General features: G+C 61.6%; 14 protein-coding genes. 5 read left to right on the forward strand and 9 right to left on the reverse strand.

Translation table 11 applies throughout. The features are described 5' to 3' along the window. Positions 1–14: 14 nt before the first annotated feature. Positions 15–974, reverse strand: a complete 960-nt coding sequence (cpaB, locus tag CFBP1590_RS04090) for a Flp pilus assembly protein CpaB (RefSeq protein WP_058432834.1) — start codon at positions 972–974, stop codon at positions 15–17. Positions 975–1,336: 362 nt separating this feature from the next. On the opposite strand from cpaB, the gene CFBP1590_RS04095 reads away from it, so the two are divergent. Together CFBP1590_RS04095 and CFBP1590_RS04100 are read left to right on the forward strand one after the other, a co-directional pair. Next, positions 1,337–1,528: a Flp family type IVb pilin gene (locus CFBP1590_RS04095; protein WP_088234510.1), complete on the forward strand. Its 192-nt coding sequence runs from the start codon at positions 1,337–1,339 to the stop codon at positions 1,526–1,528. An 84-nt stretch (positions 1,529–1,612) separates the two neighbouring features. Next, a complete protein-coding gene (locus tag CFBP1590_RS04100; RefSeq protein ID WP_058432827.1) occupies positions 1,613–2,020 on the forward strand; it encodes a response regulator in 408 nt (135 codons plus the stop codon). Positions 2,021–2,211: 191 nt separating this feature from the next. Here the strand turns inward: CFBP1590_RS04100 and pbpC are convergent, their stop codons facing one another. Continuing rightward, positions 2,212–4,581: a peptidoglycan glycosyltransferase PbpC gene (gene pbpC / locus CFBP1590_RS04105; RefSeq protein ID WP_231991823.1), complete on the reverse strand. Its 2,370-nt coding sequence runs from the start codon at positions 4,579–4,581 to the stop codon at positions 2,212–2,214. A 122-nt stretch (positions 4,582–4,703) separates the two neighbouring features. Between pbpC and CFBP1590_RS04110 the strand changes: the two genes are divergently transcribed. Next, positions 4,704–4,997, forward strand: coding sequence for a hypothetical protein (locus tag CFBP1590_RS04110; protein WP_004888398.1), 294 nt, complete (start codon positions 4,704–4,706; stop codon positions 4,995–4,997). 53 nt (positions 4,998–5,050) lie between these two features. Here CFBP1590_RS04110 and CFBP1590_RS04115 read toward each other — a convergent pair whose 3' ends face one another. Then, positions 5,051–9,997 (reverse strand): alpha-2-macroglobulin family protein, encoded by a 4,947-nt coding sequence (locus CFBP1590_RS04115; RefSeq protein ID WP_088234511.1) that lies wholly within the window; start codon positions 9,995–9,997, stop codon positions 5,051–5,053. A gap of 318 nt (positions 9,998–10,315) precedes the next feature. On the opposite strand from CFBP1590_RS04115, the gene CFBP1590_RS04120 reads away from it, so the two are divergent. Then, a complete protein-coding gene (locus CFBP1590_RS04120) occupies positions 10,316–11,656 on the forward strand; it encodes an MATE family efflux transporter (protein WP_088234512.1) in 1,341 nt (446 codons plus the stop codon). Here the strand turns inward: CFBP1590_RS04120 and CFBP1590_RS04125 are convergent. The 6 genes from CFBP1590_RS04125 to CFBP1590_RS04150 form a co-directional block, all read right to left on the reverse strand. Then, on the reverse strand, positions 11,653–12,549 hold the full coding sequence (locus CFBP1590_RS04125; RefSeq protein ID WP_088234513.1) for an alpha/beta hydrolase: 897 nt from the start codon (positions 12,547–12,549) through the stop codon (positions 11,653–11,655). The genes CFBP1590_RS04120 and CFBP1590_RS04125 overlap by 4 nt on opposite strands. Before the next feature lie 89 nt (positions 12,550–12,638). Then, positions 12,639–14,057, reverse strand: a complete 1,419-nt coding sequence (locus CFBP1590_RS04130) for a type VI secretion system Vgr family protein (protein WP_088234514.1) — start codon at positions 14,055–14,057, stop codon at positions 12,639–12,641. 168 nt (positions 14,058–14,225) lie between these two features. Next, the gene (gene speA, locus CFBP1590_RS04135; RefSeq protein WP_004882932.1) at positions 14,226–16,139 is read right to left on the reverse strand and encodes an arginine decarboxylase; all 1,914 of its coding nucleotides are present in this window, start codon (positions 16,137–16,139) and stop codon (positions 14,226–14,228) included. Between the two features lie 114 nt (positions 16,140–16,253). Further along, a complete protein-coding gene (locus CFBP1590_RS04140; protein ID WP_004882933.1) occupies positions 16,254–16,625 on the reverse strand; it encodes a translation initiation factor Sui1 in 372 nt (123 codons plus the stop codon). Positions 16,626–16,798: 173 nt separating this feature from the next. Then, on the reverse strand, positions 16,799–17,344 hold the full coding sequence (locus CFBP1590_RS04145) for an NUDIX hydrolase (protein ID WP_088234515.1): 546 nt from the start codon (positions 17,342–17,344) through the stop codon (positions 16,799–16,801). Then, entirely contained in the window at positions 17,344–18,423 is a 1,080-nt protein-coding gene (locus CFBP1590_RS04150) for a DUF2333 family protein (RefSeq protein ID WP_088234516.1), read from the reverse strand. The genes CFBP1590_RS04145 and CFBP1590_RS04150 overlap by 1 nt, the downstream gene beginning before the upstream one ends. A 401-nt stretch (positions 18,424–18,824) precedes the next feature. Between CFBP1590_RS04150 and CFBP1590_RS04155 the strand changes: the two genes are divergently transcribed. Then, positions 18,825–20,480 (forward strand): response regulator, encoded by a 1,656-nt coding sequence (locus tag CFBP1590_RS04155; protein ID WP_088234517.1) that lies wholly within the window; start codon positions 18,825–18,827, stop codon positions 20,478–20,480. The last annotated feature ends 12 nt before the right edge of the window (positions 20,481–20,492 follow it).

The raw sequence follows: 20,492 nt of genomic DNA on the forward strand, positions 1-20,492 counted from the left end.
CAATCCTTGCTCGATCAGGGAGTTTGTTGCGTAATCTGGTTACCGCGTATGACCTCGACTTCATGCTTTGTACGAGGTGCACCGGTTTGAATGGGGGCCGCTGCCGGGCTCAGGCTCAACTGGCTGAAACTGACCATCTGGCGATTGGCTGAATCCAGACGTTCGGCCACGGCGCGAGTTGTGTTCTCGCTGGCCCAGTAATCCTGCAGGTTACCCTCGGACGCGCTGCGCACGGCCAGACGCAGTGTACCGCTCTGGGTGGCAAGCATCAGTCGGGCGAGCAAGGCCTGAGGTACGGCCACCACCACAGTGCGAGCGGTGGCGCGGCGCTCTTCCTGTTTGATGCGGTCACTGGCGCTGATGGCATCGACCGGCTTGCCGTCAAGACCCGGTCCGAGCAATTCGCCCACACTCAGGACCCGCAGCGCGGGGACCGCCACCTGACTGGAGCGACGAGGGTTGTCGGCGTCGGTCGGCAGAAACAGCAGTACATCCACGTAGTCACCAGGACTCAACTGCCCGGCCGCGCCAGTGACTTCATCCACCGAGAGGGCCAGCGCACGTTCCTGCGGGCGAATCATGCGGGCCAGCGTGCCACCGACGTCGAAGCTGCTTTGGTTCAGCCAGGCCCCTGCGCTCAGCGCGCGCCAGCTCATGCGACCGACGGCAGCCTCGATGGAGTCGAAGCTGCCGACCGGTGCGACCTTGAGGCGTTCCACCGTCAGGTCATCCGCCGTGATCGGCGTGTAGGCCGGAACATCCCGCGCCAGCACAACGACGTTCTGGCGCAAAGTGTCTTCCATCGGAGCGGTGACCGGAGCGGCTGGCACTGCAACAGGCTCTGCAGGCGCCTGCGGAGCAGCAACGGGCTGTTCGGCTTCAGGCTGGCGACTGACGATGATTCCCAGATACCCGGCGATGATCGCGCCCAGCAAAAACAGCACGGCGAGCACCATGGTGATACGACTGCTCATGGCAACTTTCCCTTTGTCATCGCACGACAACCTCGAACCCATGCGTGAACTGCGCAAGCGGGCAAGGATGAACGCATCCATTTCGTTCTATGAAGGTAGCCCAACGCCTTTAAAACGCCATTCGACGGCCTATCAAAGTGCCCGTACTTTTGTCGGATTGCGCGCTTTGGCGGGGTACGTGAAGGAGAAGACCCGGTTGGGCAGGCGGGATCTTTCAGCAAGTCGCGTGTGACGTCGATTATCACTTTTCGACTAATGCTTTATTACGATTGTGGGTTTGGGGAATGGAGACAATGCTGTAGGTGCAGACGGTTTCACATGTGTATGCATGTCGCGCCATTCAGGGCGCAAGGAGAAATAAGATGTTCCTTACCGCGCTTTACGTTGAGTGTCACACCCGGGTCAGTTCATTTATCAAGGACAAGGAGGCGGCGTCCGGCATCGAGTATGCACTGCTGGCAGCGATGGTCGCGGTTGCGCTGGTTGCGTTTGTGCCTGCCATCAGTGGCAGGGTCACAGCGCTGTTTACTCAAATTCAGGCCGCTCTGACATAGACGGTTATTGTCTTAAGGGCTCTTTTTCAAGTCGGGAAATCTGGATATCCTGCTCGCATTGACCCACGCTCAAAGGTATCCCCCATGGCCGTCCAGCCTACCCGCCAACAGCTGCTTCTGGTCGATGATGAAGAAGACGCCAATGAAGAGTTGGCGGAATTGCTCGAAGGTGAGGGGTTTTGCTGCTTCACCGCATCGTCGGTCAAGATGGCCCTGCAGCAACTGACCCTTCATCCGGACATCGCGTTGGTCATCACCGATCTGCGCATGCCCGAGGAAAGCGGTCTGCAGTTGATCAAACACTTGAGGGAACACACCTCGCGTCAGCACTTGCCGGTGATCGTCACCTCCGGCCATGCCGACATGGACGACGTGAGCGACATGCTGCGGCTGCATGTGCTGGACCTGTTCCGCAAACCCATCTACCACGTCCGCCTGCTGGAAACCCTGAACAACCTCTTTCCCGAGCCGAAGATCTTTCAGGTTCAGTGAGTCCTTGCCTGCCCGATCGTGCCCACGCTCCGCGCTCGGCGTTATACACAAGTCCGCCTCAACACTGATCGTGCCCATCGCTCCGCGTCCCAATTGGACCTGAGTACGCAGGCTTGACAGGCGCATGACCCGGGACGCTCCGCGTCCTGGGCGGCGTTACCATGCTGGAGCGTGGAAACGATCACAGTCCCTCAATCCACCACGCTGAACTCCACCCGAGCCGTCTGGCCGCTTTCGTCCAGCACGCTCAGTTGATAACGCCCCAGCCTGTTCAGGGTCGGGGTGAAGTCCTGCTGGTTTTCGGTGTCCGCCACTTGTGCGCCGTCGATGAACCACCAGCGGCGACCGCTGCCGCCCAGTGCCGAGAGCTTGAGACGCAAGGCCTGACGGCTGGCGGCGGGCAGGCGCAGGTGGTCGCCTTCGCGCACGCCGACAATGCTCAGTGGCGGCGCCAGATTGAGGTTCTGGGGCGGGCAGTCCGGGTCGGCAGCAGGCAGGCGTGCTTCACGGCGTTCGGCTCGGGGCAACCAGGGTTCAAGCGGTGCGGGCCACAGCGCGATGTCCTGTGGCTGAGCGTCCGGGCAACTGGCGGCGACGCGTAGTCCCTTGGCGTTGATCCAGATTCTTTCCTGTAACCCCAGTCCGAGCGGCTGGTCGGCCGCTTGCAGCGTGGGCGGCGTGGTGCCGTCCAGGGTCCAGGCAAAACGCTGGCGGCGACAGTTCGGGTCGCTCTTGCTCATCGGCTGACCCAGTGGCCAGCAGATCGCAGCCACGCCAACGTTCATGGGCACAGGCTGAACAGGCGCGGCAATGCCGCGCTGACTGTCGCGATTGACCAGCACGTCATGCACTTGCAGCATCAGTGGCGCTGCCGAGGCCAGCCCGAACTGTCCCGGCACGGGTGTACCGTCCGGCCTGCCGATCCACACACCGACCAGAAAGCGCGGCCCCACGCCAATGGCCCAGGCGTCGCGGAAGCCATAGCTGGTGCCGGTCTTCCAGGCCAGTTGCGGGCGCTGCACCAGTTCGGCGCGAGGGTCGATGTCCGGGCGCGACTGGCCGCTGAGAATCCGCCGAATGATCCATGCCGCGCCGGGCGACATCATGCGCCGCTCGCGCAAACGGTCCTGTGGCTGCAGGCGCACATCTGCACTGCGCCCGCCACGAGCGAAAGCGCTGTAACCGGTCACCAGATCCTCGAGCCGACTGCCCGCGCCCCCCAGAATCAGCGCCAGATTCGGCTCCGCCAGCGGCGGCAGGGTCAGCGGCACTCCGCCGTTGCGCAGTTCGGCGGCAAAGCGTTTCGGTCCGTAGACTTCCAGCAACTGCACCGCAGGCAGATTGAGCGACATCGACAGTGCGGAACTGGCCGCGACCGGGCCGCCAAATCCGGTCGAAAAATTGCCCGGCCGGTAATCGCCATACCGGCGCGGCACGTCCTGCATCAGTGATTCGGAATGGATCAGCCCGGCATCCATCGCCATGCCATACAGGAACGGTTTGAGTGTCGACCCCGGCGAGCGCAGCGCGGTGACCATGTCCACATGGCCAAAACGTTTGGCGTCATTGATATCCACCGAACCGACGTAGGCGCGTACCGCCATGGTTTCGGCCTCGACCACCAGAATGGCCGCAGACGTGCGCTCCGGCAGACGCGCCCGCCAGCCCAGCAGCAGGTCTTCCATGCGTCGTTGCAGGCTGGCGTCCAGCGTGGTGCGAATCAGCGGCGGGCTGTTCGGACGGTTCAGGCGTCGGGCCAAAAGCGGAGCAAGGCTCGGTTCCTGACGCGGCGCCAGCCACAACGGTTCCTCCAGCGCTTCGTTCACACTGCCCTGTGGCCAGACCTGAAATTCGGCCAGGCGCCGGAGCACCTTGTCCCGTGCGACCTGAGCCCGTTGCGGGTGACGATCCGGACGCAGGCGGCTGGGTGCCTGGGGCAGTACCGCCAGCAGCGCCGCTTCAGCGCGGGTCAGGTTGTGCGGCGACTTGCCCAGGTACGCCCAGCTTGCAGCCGCCACGCCTTGTAGCGTGCCGCCAAACGGCGCGCGGTTGAGATAGATGCCGAGGATCTGGTCCTTGGACAGGTGCCATTCCAGCTGTGCCGTGCGCCACAACTGGCGCAGCTTGCCGAACAGCGTACGTGAATGCGGGTCGAGCAGGCGTGCGACCTGCATCGACAGCGTGCTGCCGCCCGACACCACGCGCGCACCGCTGATGTTCTGCCAGGTAGCACGCACCAGCGCCAGCGGGTTCACGCCGGGATGGCTGTAGAACCAGCGATCCTCGTAGGTCAGCAGCGCTTCAAGGTAATACGGCGACACCTGATCGTTGCTGATCGGGTAGCGCCACACGCCGTTGGCATCGGCAAAGCGCCACAAGGGCGTGCCGTCTTCGGCCAGCACCACGCGGGCCAGATCATCCTTGGGCAGCGGCAGGGGCCAGATGCGGTCCGCCAGCCAGAGCAGGGCGACCAACAGCAGCAAGATACAGACCGTCCAGCGCACACATTTGTAGAGGCGCGACGTGCGCAGCGAGCCCGGTGCAGGCTGGAGAACTGTCATGAGACGCACAAGAAATTCAGGTTTCAACGCAAAGAGCCTTTATGATCCACGGAACCTGACACGCCTGGCGACAGCCAAAGCGCACAGATCATTTTATTCATGGCCCCAATCAGGATGGACATATGCAGGTAGAAGGCTTTTTTGAGTGGCTCGGGCAGGCGATCGGCGCGGTCATCCGCTTCTTCGTCGACGGTCTGGCATGGCTGTTCAACGGTTTCACCCACGCGGGCGGCAACTTTGTCGACGGATTGTCCCGCACCTTGGGCATGGACACCTCGCTGATCAGCATTGTGGCGCTGGTCATCGGGCTGATGCTGCTGTACTCCGCCGTCCGTGCCTTCATGCGTGCGTCGATCATCCTCGGGATCATCTGGCTGGCACTGGGCCTTTGGCTGCTGAGCTGGATCATTCACTGATTCAGCCCTTCACCCTGCGACGTGCCCCTGTGCAAGCGGGCACGTAAGGCAGATCACTTACCCTTCACAACCATCTGCGCAGGCGCATCACCCAGGGCCTGCCAGTTCGGCCGATACATCGACTCCACTTGCGGCGGCGGCACACGATAGGTGCCCGGTGTCACAGCGCGGGCCAGATACAGCAGGTGCACGCTGGTGCCGCCGTTGATATCCAGTGCGGCCACATAGCGGTCACCGCGGTATTCCTGATGCTTGATCCCGGCGTTCTCCATCGACTCGCGCAGGGTTCTCACCTCTTCGCTGGCGTCTGCCAGACTGGCCGAACTTTGCGCCAGGTTCTGGTTTTCCAACTCGAGACCGGCTGGCAGCAAGTCGACGACCAGCGCATCCGGCACGCGCTGACGGGCGCCGATTTCCAGATGCACCAGCACCAGTTGCCCGGTTTTCAGCGCACCGACGTTCAGCGGCGCGCCGCTCAGGCTCAGGTACTCACGACGAATCGTAAGGTTTTCGCCACCGGCAACCGGTGCCTGAGTCGGGTAGCCCGACACAGTCAGTTGCTGATAAAGCGGGTCGCTGCCTTCGTTGTGGACCGACAGTGGTGACGCCAGCAGCGGGCCGTCGAGCTTCAGGGCTGGCTGCTTGTTGCTCAGGTCACGCGTTTCAGTGCCGCTGGTGAGTTTTGCCGCCCAGTCCTTGTCCGGCTTGTTCAGCAGGTTGCGACCGGCCAGGAACAGCGAATTGCTTTCCTGTGTGGACAGGTAGCGATTGGCGGCGACCTCATCGGCCAGGGTAAACAAGCGTTCATCGCGCTTGTCCTTGGCTATGTCGTTTTCTTCCAGCAGCGCCAGAATCAGCGCCTGATCACGCAACGAACTGCCGTAGTCGGCCAGCCATTCGTTCTTGCGACTGATTGCCAGACCTGCCGTCAGTGCCAGATCGGCACGCGGCTTGTCGCCCATTTTCTCCAGCGCGACGGCCAGTTGCACCAGCGGCAGACCGGAGCGTGCATCGCTGCGGCGATCAAACAGACTGCGCAGGGCCGCCAGTGGCGCCTGCTGACTGCGCGACAGCACCAGACCGGCGTAGGCCTGAACCGCAAAGCGGGTGTGCTCGGCATTCTGGCTGTAGTTGACCTGGATCTGACCGGCGTCCTGCAAGTAGCGCAGCAGACGCTCGTTGGCTTTCTTCAGCGAGTCTGGCGGCACGGCGAAGCCCTGATCGCGGGCGCGCAGCAGGAAGTCGGTGACGTAAGCGGTCAGCCAGTATTCCTCTTCGCTGTCCGAGCCCCACAGGCCGAAACTGCCGTTGTAACGCTGCATGCCCAGCAGGCGCTCGATACCGATTTCGACCTTGCGCTTGCGCTCGGCATCCGGTTCGCCGGTCAGGCCCAGACGCTTGAGCGTGGCGGCATCGGCGTACAACGACGGGTACAGGCCGCTCGCGGTCTGCTCCAGACAGCCATAAGGGTAGGCTTTCAGTGCACGAATCTGCTCACCCAGGTTCAGCGGCGGACGACTCGACAGCGACAGCATGGCTTCGCGGCCGGCCGGTTCAAAGGCTTCCAGCGCGCCTTCCGGCAGGTTCCAGGGCTGATCGTTCAGCGTTGCCCGGTAATGCCTGAGCAGCGCCGGGTAGGCCGGACGCACGCCAACGGTCCATTCGCGTGTGAATGCAGGCAGGTTTTCGCCCGGCAGGTTCAGGCCTTCCACCAACACCTTGATCTTGCCCTGACCCAGACCGCCTTGCGCCAGCACGGGTATTTTCAGGGTGACGCGCTGGCCTTGCTTGAGTTGCAGCGGTTTCAGCTGGTCGCCGCCGGGAATGCTCAACTGCCCTTCGGCGCTGATCTTCACGTCCAGCTTCTGAGCGGCGCCCGACAGGTTGGAGACGTCCAGCGCTACCGTGGTCTGGTCGCCACCGGCCAGGAAGCGCGGTGTCGACAGCTCGGCAATGATCGGCGCGGCGACCACGGTCTTCGCTTCGGCCATGCCATAGCGGTCCTCGGTCCAGGCCTGCGCCATGATGCGCAACTCGCCATTGAAGTCTGGAATGTCCACGCTGACTTCGCCTTCTCCGGCGTCGTTCAGGGTCACTGGCGTGCTTTGCAGGGCCACGATGGTGACGCTGGTGTCAGGACGTTTGCCGCCCTTGGCCAGGGCGTCACCACCAAAGGCAAGGCTGGCCAGACGACCCTGACCGGCTTCGATCAACTGGCCGTAGATGTCCAGTTGGTCGGCACCGTATTCCTTGCGCCCGAACAGGCTGGCGAACGGATCCGGTGTGGCATAGCTCGTGATGTTGAGGATGCCGACGTCCACGGCCGAGACCAGCACGCGGACCTGTTTCGGCACGCTGCCGTCGGCGTTTTTCGCGGCGACCTTGAGTTTGAGCGGCTGTTTGGGACGCATCTTCTCGGGAGCGGTGACGTGCAGCGCCAGCTTGCGTTGCGAACGGTCCAGCGGCAGGTGCAGAATGCCGACCGCGCGTTTGGGTGTGACATTGGCCTTGCGCTCGCCGGGACGTACCACCAGCGCGGTGACGTACAGGTCGTGGCGTGCCCACTTCTTGTCCAGCGGGATATCGAACGACTTGCCTTCGACCGGCACGTCGATTTCCTTCCACCACAACGGCCCTTCACTGGACTCGACCAGCAGATAACCCTTGCCTGCGGCAGGCGGCGTGACTGTGATTTTGGCGGTGTCGCCGTCGTTGTAAGCAGGCTTGTCCAGCGCGAGCTTGACCTGATCCGGCCTCACCGCGCCGCCGTCGGTGTTGTCCTGCCAGCGGTAACCGGCCCAGAAACGCATGCTGCTGACCATGCCGGTGGATGGATCTTCCACTTCGACGCGGTACGGGCCCCACTCGACCGGGAAGCTGATTTTGGCCGTGGAGTCCTTCTTGAGGCTGACGGTTTCTTCGTTCAGGTTGAGGAATTTCTCGTTGAAGTGATAGCTCCAGCCATCATCGGCCGAGTAGTTCCAGTAGTAATCGCGGCGCTCACGAATCAGGCGCACCTTGACGTTGTCTGCTGCCAGCTTGTTGCCAGCAGCGTCTGCCATGACGATTTCGAACTCGGCCGGGCCGTCGCCATCGGTCTGCGCTTCGCCCTTGCTGGCGTCCTCGTCGTATTCATCGTCGCCGGAGCTCTTGCCGAACAGCGCGCGCACGCCGGGCAACTGCTCGGCAGGCCAGATCGGCTGGACCAGACGACGGGTGATCGGGCGGCCGCCGGACTCCTGCAGGCTGGCCTGCAGAATCAGTTGCAACGGGGATTTGGCTTCGGACCATTTGGTTTCAACAGCCAGTGTCGTATGGCCGTTGGGGTCGAGGGTGACAGGCTCAAGATCGACGTCGTGCTTGAGGTCTTCCTCGGTGATCGAACCGAACTGATAACCCGGCAGTTTGGGCACGGCTTCGCGCAACGGACGCACGTACACCTGACCGGTCAGGGTGTTGCCCGAGGCTGGCGCGCCATACAGGTAGCGGCCAGTGATGTCGAACTCGGGATTATCGGCAGGCGCGACCGGCACATCGCTGCCTTTGAGTTCCAGTGCCAGACGCTCCGGCAGGAAATCTTCAACCTTGAACTCATAGAGCTGCGGCTTGCCGTCGCCCAGGTCGAACACCAGTTGCCAGCGCCCGGTCGGGGCTTCGTCGGCGAGCTGCAATTGATACTGATAGAAGCCGTCCTTGTCGGCTTCCCAGACGAACTTGCGGCTGACCTGATCGTCAGGGCGGCGTACTTCCACGGTGATCGGCTGAGGCTTGACGTTCTTGCCATCGTTGTCGCGCAGCAGGCCATTGAGCAATACGGTTTCGCCGGGGCGATACAGATCACGCGGGCCGAAGATGAAGAACTGCAGCGGATGCGCCTGCGGGCCGGAGATATCGAACTCCGCCAGGTCCAGCGCCGAGCTGTTCAGGCGCAGCATGCTGGTCTGTTCATCCTTGTGCGCCAGCACCACTGCAGCCTTGGCGGGCAAGGGCAGTTGCGTATGGCCGTCGCCTTCGGTCTTGCCCTGGGCGACCACCTTGCCATTGTCATCGTAGACTTCGACGTTGACGTCACTGATGGCCTTGCCGCCTTCCAGCGCCTGAGTGAACACATCCAGACGATTGCTGTAACGGTGCACCGACAGACCGATGTCGCTGAGGGTGAACAGGGTCGCAGGCTGCGAATAACTGTAAGTGCCCGAAGCGCGCATCACCGCCAGATAAACGCCCGGCTGTTGCAAGGCCTTGATTCCGGCAATCGGCAGCAGCAGGGTTTCGCGGGTGTTGCGGGCTGGCTTGAGGTCGAAGCGGCCGCCGTACACCAGATCAGCCATCGGCAGCAGCTCTTCGGAGCTGTAGCTGGACAGGCTGGATGCACCGTCCCACTGCGCGAGGAAGCTGGGCATCGAGTCGGCTTTGACGCGGAAGAACTCGACATCCACCTTGTCGACGTTCAGCGCGATCACCGGCAGACCTTCGGCAAGGCGGGTCGGCAACAGGCTGCCACGGCTGGCAAAGCCCACGCTGGGCTGCAGGTCGCGGGTTTCAAGACGGCTGATGAATTCGGCCGCCAGCTTGGCCTTGTTGACGGCCAGCAGCCCGGCATCGACGGTCAGGACCAGTTTGCGTTGCGGTTCCAGATGGCGCAGACGCAGCTCCATCAGGTTGTCGGACAGTTCCCACGCGCCATCGACCTTGCCATTCTTGCTGTCCACCAGATGCAGTTTTTCACCAAACTTCTGTTCCGGGTCCAGCGGTACGGAAAAACTCACCGACAGCGTGCTGGCGCCGTCGACCTGGATTTCCGAGACATCGATGACCGTCAGTTCACGGCCCGCGTAGCGCTTGCTCAGCGCAGCCAGATCCACCGCCGGCTTGGGCTTGGCCTCGGTTGCCGCCTGAGTGGCTGGCGCTGCTGCGGGCGCAGGCTTTTCCGAGGTTGAAGAATCACAGGCGCTCAGCAGCGCAAGCGCGCAAGCCAAAAACAGTCCTTTGTTGAACATTTGGGCACTCATCGACGGCAATTGAGAGGGGGGAGCTGTAACGGGTGAGACTATATATCAGCCAAGGTTACAAGTATTACAAAGCGCGCGAATAGACCTTCGTATTGAGACGTTGTTCGCAGGTGGCGCAACCGGACGCGGAGCGTCCTGGGAGGCATTCCCACGCAGAGCGTAGGAACGATCATCATAGCCAGAGGACTTGTATATAACGCCGAGCGCGGAGCCTGCGGAACAATCAGTGTTATGGCTGGCGCAAAAATCTTCAGTCGGCAAACCCGCGCAGCGCTGGCTACAATGCCCGCCTTGCCGGGAGTCCTCATGTCCAGTTTGTTCCACGATTGGCGTCATCGCCCCACCCACGGTCGTGTCTGGGCGCTGGCCGCGCCGATGATTCTGTCGAACATTTCCGTGCCACTGGTGGCGCTGGTCGACAGTGCGGTGATTGGCCATTTACCGCATGCGCACCAGTTGGGCGCGGTGGCGGTCGGCGCGACGCTGTATACCTTTCTCGCCTGGGCCATGGGCTTTCTGCGCATGGGCACCACCGGTTTTGCAGCGCAGGCGGCGGGGCGCTCGGACGGTGCCGCGCTGCGCCAGATTCTGTTGCAGGGCCTGCTTCTGGCGGTCGGCCTGGCGCTGCTGCTGGGTGTGGTCGCCGTGCCCTTCAGCCAACTGGCGCTGGCCATGATGCAACCGTCTGCCGATCTGCAGCAGATGACACTGGATTTCTTTCACACCCGACTGTTCGGCCTGCCCGCCGCACTGGCCAGCTATGCGCTGGTCGGCTGGTTTCTGGGCACTCAGAACGCACGAGCGCCCTTGGCGATTCTGTTGACCACCAATCTGGTGAACATCGCGCTCAATCTCTGGTTCGTGATCGGTCTGGACTGGGGCGTAGTCGGCTCGGCGCGGGCCTCGGTGCTGGCTGAGTGGACCGGGGTCGTGCTAGGCCTGATCCTGGCAAACAAGGTGCTGCGCGCCTGGCCCGGTCAGATCGTCTGGGCGGCGCTGAAGCTGTGGAGCAACTGGCGACCGCTGCTGGCGGTCAATCGCGATATCTTTCTGCGCACGCTGGCGCTGCAATCGGTGATGTTTCTGATCACGGCGCAGGGCGCACGACTGGGTGACGCCACGGTCGCCGCCAACGCGCTGCTACTCAACGGCCTCTTGTTGACCTCCCACGCGCTGGACGGACTGGCCCATGCGGTGGAAGCCCTGTGCGGCCACGCCATCGGCGGGCGCGACCGTACAACCCTGCGTCGCTCGCTGGTGGTGGCCGGAGGCTGGTCATTGATTGCCAGTGTCGGGTTCGCGGTGCTGTTTCTGGTGGGCGGTCAGTGGTTCATTCGCTTGCAGACCGACATTCCAGACGTGCGCGAAACCGCCATGGTTTACCTACCGTATCTGGCACTGATGCCGTTGCTGGCCGTCTGGAGCTATCTGCTCGACGGGTTGTTCATCGGTGCCACCCGTGCCCGCGAGATGCGCAATGCAATGCTGATCAGCGCAGCCGCCATCGCGCCCGTCGCGTATCTGGCGGCCAGCCATGGCAATCATGCGCTATGGCTGACCTTTTTGGCGTTCACCCTGCTGCGCGGCATCAGCCTGGGCAGCATTGCCCTGCGTCTGACGCGCAATGACGGCTGGTTCGCCCGTTAAGGCGCTGTCACCGGGCTGGCTGCAACTGCAGTCGGGTGCGGGCCGTTCACGAACATGACCACCTCGTCGATCACCGGGGCCAGACTGCGCAAGGGTTTGGCGAATGCGCCGACCAGCGAGCCGTGAGTGGTGTGCGAGAAATACAGTTCACGGACCGGAAGACCCGCTTCACGCAGCTTCATGGCCAGACCGCCCGTGTTGCGCTTCGGGTCGACCTCTTTGTCCTTGCTGGATGCCAGCAGCAAGGCCGCTGGCGAGCCGGCATTTATGTGGTTGATGGGCTGCGAGTCGCGAGGTGTGTTCGGAAACAGAAACGCACGCTGGATCTCGGGATCCTTGATGGGCAGGAAGTCATAAGGCCCGGCCAGGCCGATCCAGCCACTGATGATGTGGTTGGAAACACCTTCCCTGGCCAGCCAGCGCGGATCGAGTGCCAGCATTGCGGCGTTGTAGGCACCCGCGCTGTGCCCCATTACAAATAACCGGTCAGGATCGCCGCCATAGGTCTTGATGTGCTTGCGGGTCCAGGCCACGGCCTTGGCCGAGTCTTCGACGAAGTCCGGGTAGGTGACCTCAGGGTACAGCCGATAATCGGCAATGACGGCCACGATGCCACGCTCAGCCAGTGCTCTGCCGACGAAGGCGTAGTTGGCTCGTTCTCCATGGGTCCAACTGCCGCCGTAGAAAAACACCACCACCGGTGCCTGTTCAACGTTCGCCTTCGGGGTATAGATGTCCAGCCGGTTGCGCACTTCCGGGCCATACGCCACATCGGGCACCTCGTGAACGCCGTTGGCCGGTGTCAGGGTATTGAGCACCTTGAACACAGAACAACCCGACAATATCGTCAGCAGGGCACCGGTTATCAGCGTACGGAAAATCGCTCGGGGCATGGTGGAGTCTCGATAAGGGGGAAGTGGCCGGATCAGGCAGTCCAGGTTCGGACTGTTGCAAGGCCCTATAGTTACATCACCTCGGTACGTTAGTAAGTGAACTCTGGTTCATCCCGGTCATCAGGTTCCCATGCAGGTCGTTCGCTATCGAGCACAATACGCGGGCTGATGAGTGTCATCCCGTCCGAGTCGAACCTGACCTGACTGGCGCCAACCTGCAGCAGCAACTCGCCGTCACGCTCCAGGTGAATCTTCGACCCGTCGCCCAGCTTCAGTCTCTGGCTGTCACCGGGAACGCTGTGCCAATCGAGCAGCAGCCGTACGCATGGCGCGTCCTGTACGTCTTCTGCGCCCAACAGCACGAGAGGTTGCGTGGAGCCGGAATGCAGCGTCGCGACGATGATCGGGTTGTCGGGATCGTTCACCCTGAAATCCACCACCACTTGCATGCCGCCCTGGCACAAGAGTCGCAGCGCCGGATCGACAGGCAGCCAGCACGTGGTGTGGCGCGCATCGGGGCCTTGTCTGGCCCATTCGAATTGCACCTGAACCCGTCCGTCCGGATCGCGCTCCTGCAGTTCGCCCGCAGCGCCCGTGAGCCAGGCGCGCTGCATCCGGGCGAAGATGGACCACGGCCAGGGTTCGTCCGAGACGAAGCCGTCTTGCCAGGGCGCGGCCTGAAAACGGTTCGAATAGGGCTGTCTGGACGAGCCATCCTTTGCTGGCTGATCGTCGAAGCGGTGCTCGACCCCGGTGATCAGCCACATGTGATTCCAGTCGCGCTCGGGAAGCCCGGCCAGCGGCAGCAGCAATCCGCTGGTGACGAAGGGCAGGGTGCTTTCGCCTTGCGCACGCTGCGGTCCCCGGTTGTCCGTCCCTGTCCGGGTCACGGCAAACTGCGTAACGCCCGGCTGATGCTGAAACTGGCTCAAGGCTGCGATGGGGGCGCGCCGAAACCCGCGCAGTCCTTCGCTGAATATCATTTCGTGACGACGTCGGTAGTGATGGAAGTGGTAGTGAATGTTCTCTTCGGCGCACAGCCTCTGTATGAACATCAGGTCGGACTCGTTGTGCTGAAAACAGGTTTTGCGCGTTTGGCATTCTTTCTTCAGGTCGAACCGGTAACTGTCTTTCAGCCCATGCTCCTTGAGCACCTGAGCGATGATCTGGTTAGCGCTCATCTGCTCGAAGACACGGTGATTATGGCGTTGACCCAGACACGTCAGCCTCGGGCCGAGGGTCAGCCGGTAGCACGCAGGCCCCGGCCGGTAATGCACGCGGGTAGCGCCCTGAATCTGGCCGTGAAACCCTTGCGGGCTACCGTTGAAGCTCAGAAAGGCGGAGGTGTACATCAGGCTCGCCAGATCGACCTCATCGCCGCTGACCTGCAACTGGAACACGTACGGCTGGCTGATCGCCTCGGTGGCGCTGAAGGACAACACGCTGAAATGGCGACGCAGGCTTGCAATCTCCAGGCGAAAGAAGGGTGCGCTGGCTGAGTCGGGCATGAAGTGTTCTCTACCGAAAATGCGGTCAGCGATTCTGGCGGAGAAGACCGTGCGGTAAAGAGGTGGCACACAGAAAAGGAAGTTGCCTACACGGCACGCAGGAAGGGGCTTACACAGGGGGCTGTGACGGATGATCGCCCCCGCGAGGGAGCGATCATCCGTTCAGGTTCAGGATGACAGGTAGGAAGAGCGTGTCAGCCCCAGACGCAGGGCGTCGAGGAAGTAGGTGCGTTCACGCGGGGTGATCTTGGCGCTGGCGACCTTGTCCCGGTAATGGGTCATCAGTTCTTCCGGCGACAAGTGCACGTAGCGCAGCATGTCCTCAATGGTGTCGTGGGTTTCGATGCCGGCGTGGTAAACACTGCCATCCGGGTTCTGATAGATGTTCACCGAATCGGTGTCACCGAACAGGTTGTGCATGTCGCCGAGAATTTCCTGATAGGCGCCCACCAGGAAGATACCCAGCAGGTAGTCTTCGCCTTCGTTCAGCGGGTGGACCGGCATGCTCGTCTCGATGCTCTGCTCGTCGACGTATTGCTTGATCTTGCCGTCGGAGTCGCAGGTCAGGTCCTGCAGCACGGCGCGGCGCACAGGTTCTTCGCCCAGGCGATGCAGCGGCAGGATCGGCAACACCTGACCAATGGCCCAGGTGTCCGGCAGGCTCTGGAATACCGAGAAGTTGCAGATGTACTTGTCGGCCAGCTTGTCGTTGAGTTCGTCCAGCACCTGACGGTGCGAACGCTGACGCGCTTTCAACGAGTTGTGCAGGCGGCGGCACACAGCGAAATAGCACTGCTCGCCCAGCGCTTTCTGCGCCAGCGTGATCTTGCCGTCGGCGTACTGGGTCGCTATGTCGCTCATGTAGTGCGTCGCGCGCCAGTAGGTCTCGGTGACCATCTCGATGTCGGTCGGACCCAGCAGGTCCACCAGCCATTGCACGGTTTCCGGCAGGCTTTCCTTGTCGGCGATTTCAGGTACTTCGTCGTTGTGTTTCTCGACGTCGGTGACCTGCACCACCAGCATGGCGTGGTGAGCGGTCAGCGAGCGTCCGCTTTCCGAGAAGATGTGCGGATGCGGCAGGCCCTGCGCGTCGCAGAATTCCTTGAGCATGCCGACCACGACACCGGCGTAGTCGTCCATGTCGTAGTTGATGGAGCTGGCGTTGCGCGAGTGAGTACCGTCGTAATCCACGCCCAGACCGCCGCCCACATCGATGTGGTCAACCGGCAGGCCGAGGTTGCGCAGTTCGCCGTAATAACGGATCGCTTCCTTGAAACCGTGCTGATAGTCGGCCAGGTTGGCGATCTGCGAGCCCATGTGGAAGTGCAGCAGGCGGATGCCCTGATCCAGACCGGCCTTGCGGAAGCGCTCGACCACCGACAGCAACTGCGCGGCGGACAGACCGAACTTGGATTTCTCGCCACCGGTGTCAGCCCATTTGCTCGACGCCAGGGAAGACAGGCGCACGCGCAGACCGACCTGAGGCGCAACCTTGAGCTCGGCGGCTTCCTCGATGACCAGTTCGACTTCGGATTCTTTCTCGATGACGATGAAGACGTTGTGGCCCAACTTCTGGCCCATCAGCGCCAGACGGATGAACTCACGGTCCTTGTAACCGTTGCAGACGATGGTGCCGCCTTTCGGCGCCAGGGCCAGCACGGCCATCAATTCAGGCTTGGAGCCCGCTTCCAGACCAATGGACACGTTCTGGGTGGCGATGATGTTTTCGACCACCGCTTCCTGCTGGTTGACCTTGATCGGGTAGAGCGCGGTGTACTGGCTCTGATATTCCAGGCGCGCGATGTTGCTGTCGAACGCACCGGTCAACTGCCGGACACGGTCCTGCAGAATGTCGGGGAAACGGACCAGCAGTGGCAGGGACAGACCGCTCTTGCGCAAGTCTTCGACCTGCTCGTAAAGATCGATAGGCGAACTGCCAGCCCCGTTGGGACGAACTTCAACGCGACCGGCTTCATTGATCGCAAAATAACCGGCGCCCCAATGGCGAATGCCATAAACGCTGCGGCTGTCCGCAACGGTCCATTGGCTGCCATCGTCTTTGCGTGTACGTCGTACGGACATCGAAGTCCCCTATAAAGAAGTCGTAGCGCCAGCCCATAGCCAGCTGGGCGCAGTGTAAAGAGTGGAAATGACGGTATTTGTTCCGGTCAGCCGTTCGCAGACTGGCGGGTTCGTTCAACCGCCCGACTTTTTCGCCTTGAAGCCTTTTTTGGTCAGTTCGGCCAGCAGCAGTTCGACATGATCGCCCTGAATCTCGATCACCCCGTCCTTGAGCGAACCACCTGTGCCGCAACGCTGCTTCAAGGCCTTGGCCAAGTCCTTGAGCGCGTCTTCGGCCAGCGGTACGCCGGTAATGGTGGTGACTGTCTTGCCGCCGCGACCTTTGCTCTCGCGACGAACGCGGGCAATGCCGTCCCCTTCGGGAATGGCGGTCTGCTTGCAGGTGCAGTCATCAACGGGTTGGCGACAGTCGGGGCAGTGACGCCCTGCGTCGGTTGAAAATACCAGGCCACCCAGGGCGGCGAGGGAAGCGGCTTTTTTAGCCACGGGAAATCCTCTTGTTGAGGACTGACGATGGGTCGGACTCGCTGGAGCCATCGACCGCGAAGCCCCACTCTGGCAGGGGCAGCGCTACTGGACCGACAAGGCCGGTCCAGTTTGAAAAGGTCGCGCAGTGTAACGGCAAAACAGCCAGTTGCTAAGGGGTTGAATGCGCCAATTTACTGAACATTTGCGACCTGCTTCAGGTAGCGTTTCAAGGCTGCCAGCGAGTCGGGGCAATACGGTTTTTCTTCGGCCTGACGCAACACCTCTGCGACGGGCACGAAGCGCGCTTCCAGGACTTCTTCGGGCTGCAGTTTCAAGGCGCCGTCCCAGACTGCGGAAAACACCGCGCACCAGATACGGTTATCCGGCTGATCGAAGAAAAAACGCTCATGGGCCTGCAACGCGACGTCGTGCACACCCAGTTCTTCTTCCAGCTCCCGGGCGGCGGATTCGGCATAGCTTTCATGCGCCTGCACCATGCCGCCCGCTGCTACGTCCCAGTAACCGGGGTAGATGGCCTTGCTCAGCGTGCGGCGATGTACGCACAGCTCGCCAGCGGAGTTGAACAGCAGAATGTACGTGCCCCGGCCGATCAGCCCCTGCTCGCGCAGCTCGATACGCGGGCGTGCGCCCAGCAGCGTGTCGTGCTCGTCGACCCAGGCAATCTGCTCGGCGTCCGAGGCGGCGCGGTGCGCGGCCTCGTTCGAAGGGATCGCCATCAGCCCTGGTTCAGCAATTGACGAAGATCGATGACGGCTGCGTTGGCGCGCGAAATGTAGTTGGCCATGACCAGCGAGTGGTTGGCGAACACGCCGAACGGGCTGCCGTTCAGAATCATCGGGCTCCACAACGGCTCCTGCGAGGCTTCCAGCTCACGAATGATCTGGCGCACGCTGACCGTGGCGTTCTTCTTGGCCAGTACGTCGGCGAAGTCGACTTCAATGGCGCGCAGCAGGTGCGAGAGCGCCCAGGTCTGACCGCGTGCTTCATAGAACACGTTGTCCACTTCCAGCCATGGCGTCTCGACGATCTCTTCGTCCACCTGTGGCACTTCACCCGGTTTGACCGAGGCGATGGATTCGGTTTTCAGCGTGCTGTTGAGTTTGACTCGACCTACGCTGGCCGACAAACGTTGCGACAGCGAGCCCAGACGGGTACCCACATCGCCCAGCCAGTTGTTCAGGTTGTCGGCACGGGCGTAGAACAGCGCGCCTTTCTGGTTCGGATCGGACAGACGCGCCTGATAGCGGCTCAGAGCATTGATGCCGTCGGTGTACTGCGATTCGCTGGAAGGCAGTATCCAGCTGCGGTTGTTGAAGTTGAACAGCGGTTCGGCACGCGCCAGATCACCGTCTTCAGCCGATTGCGACTGGGAGCGGGCGAAGTCCTTGCGCAGCGCACGGCTCAGGTCTCGCACCTGCACCAGCACGCCGTATTCCCAGCTCGGGATGTTGTCGAGCCACAGGCCCGGTGGCATGCGGTCGTTGGAAAGGTAGCCGCCGCGTTTGTCCAGAAGGGTCTGAGCGACGCTTTTCAGGGTCTCGACCGTGGTGTAGCCGATGACCATCGGTTTGCCTTCGCGCTCGGCGGCGGCCTGTGCATTCTGCTGCACCGGAAACAGCGCAGGCTCCTTGCTCCAGTACCAGCCGACAGCCAGGCAGACGAGCAGGTAGATCAAGACCAAGGCACCCAGCGCACGGCTGTAAAACAGGTTGCCCAGATAGCCGCGTCGTTTGACCGATGCAGTGTCAGCGGTACGCTCACCCGCGCTGCCTGCGCGGTTTTTCCAATCCAGCATGGTGGGGTCCTTTCGATCTTGAGTTGAATGCTACGTGGCGTTCGACCGTAACCTTACCTCAAGGTGCAATGTACGAGCGTATCCGGGGCGGATTTTCGTGATTGAGCTGCTGGCATCGCTCTGTGCCGCACCAGGTTTCAGGCTGGAGAATCGCGGCGATCAGGCTGTTTACATTTTGTCTGACAAGAACTGTGCGCGGCCTGCGAAGACCCTGTATCAGGGCCTCGGCAGACGGCAAAAACCAGCGATAGCTATTGGCTATACAGGCATAGTTATACGTAATGGCATAGCGCCATATATTTGTTGTCAAATAAGTGACTTGCGGCACTCAGCTGTCGTATCGAAGGTGCTAGCATAGCGCCATCAACCGTTTCGCTCTGCGAACCTAAAGTAGCCTTGATATGAACGAGCCCGAAGATCCCAGCCGTGATCGCTTGAAGCACCATTTTGCCCAACGGGTCATTCATCAGGCACGTCAGATTCTTGAAACCTGGCAACGGCTGCAGAAGTCCGAATGGTCGGTTGGTGACATGGCTGAACTGAAGGATTCGACCTTGCGTCTGTTGCGCTTTGCCGAGCGTTTCGAGCAGACCGAGCACATTGCTCTGGCTCAGGATATCGACGAAGCGCTCAGTGCGGTCGAGGCCAATCGGGGCCGCCTGAACAGCAGCGCCATCACCGAGCTCAATCGCCTGATGCAGCGCCTGTCGCGCACAGGTCTGCGCCATGGTGATCGTCTGGAGCAGACGTCGCTGCCGCCGTTGCGCAAACCGGTTTATGTGGTGCTTCAGGACCATGAGCGGGCAGAGCGGCTGGCCAAGCAACTGGAGTTCTTCGGTCTGTCCGCGCTGTCGTTGCACAGTGTGTCCGAGTTTCAGACGGCCATGACCCAGCGCCATCCGGCTGCCATTGTCATGGACGTCGATTTCAGTGGGCCCGGTCAGGGCTTGAAACTGGCGTCTCAGGTCCAGGAAGGGCTCGAGCAAAAGCTGCCGTTGCTATTCTTCAGTCTCAATGAAACCGACACCCCGACCCGGCTCGCTGCCGTGCGTGCCGGTGGCCAGGAGTTTCTGACCGGTGCACTGGAGGCGTCGAGCCTGCTGGAAAAGATCGAAATCCTGACCTGCGTGGCGCAGTACGAGCCGTACAAGGTGCTGATCATCGACGATTCACGCGCACAGGCAACGCACACCGAGCGTGTGCTCAACGCGGCGGGCATTGTCACGCGTACCTTGCTCGACCCGATCCAGGCGATGGGCGAACTGGCCGAATTCCAGCCTGACCTGATCATCCTCGACATGTACATGCCCGGCTGTACGGGGACTGAGCTGGCCAAGGTCATTCGCCACAACGACCGTTACGTCAGCGTGCCGATCATTTATCTGTCCGCCGAAGATGATCAGGACAAGCAATTGGACGCCATGAGTGAAGGCGGGGACGACTTCCTGACCAAGCCGATCAAACCGCGTCACCTGATCACCACCGTGCGCAACCGCGCTGCCCGCGCCCGTAATCTGAAGGCGCGCATGGTGCGCGACAGCCTGACGGGTCTCTATAACCACACGCATATTTTGCAATTGCTGGAAGACTGCAGCTTTCGCTCGCGTCGCGAAGGCAAGCCGCTGTGCTTCGCGATGCTCGATATAGACCATTTCAAGAAGGTCAACGACAGCCACGGGCACCCCATGGGTGACCGGGTGATCAAGAGTCTGGCGCTGTTTCTCAAGCAAAGGTTGCGCAAGACCGATTTCATCGGGCGTTACGGAGGCGAGGAATTTGCCATCGTCATGCCGGACACGGATATCCAGAGCGCGCATCAGGTGCTGGAGGAAATCCGCCATCGTTTCGCGGAAATCCATTATCCGGCGCAGCCTGCCGATCTGTTCTGTACGTTCAGTGCAGGTGTGGTTTCCCTCGGGCTGCATGATGACAGCCTGAGTCTGGCCGCCCAGGCCGACAGCGCGCTGTATCGCGCCAAGCATGCCGGCCGTAATCAGGTGCACTCGGCGCTGGTGGATGCGCCGTATCACGTCATGCTTCCTGAAACCGAAACCTGATGCCTTCCAGCC

The sequence above is a fragment of the Pseudomonas viridiflava genome (assembly GCF_900184295.1).
In the GTDB taxonomy this organism is placed as follows: Bacteria; Pseudomonadota; Gammaproteobacteria; order Pseudomonadales; family Pseudomonadaceae; genus Aquipseudomonas; species Aquipseudomonas viridiflava.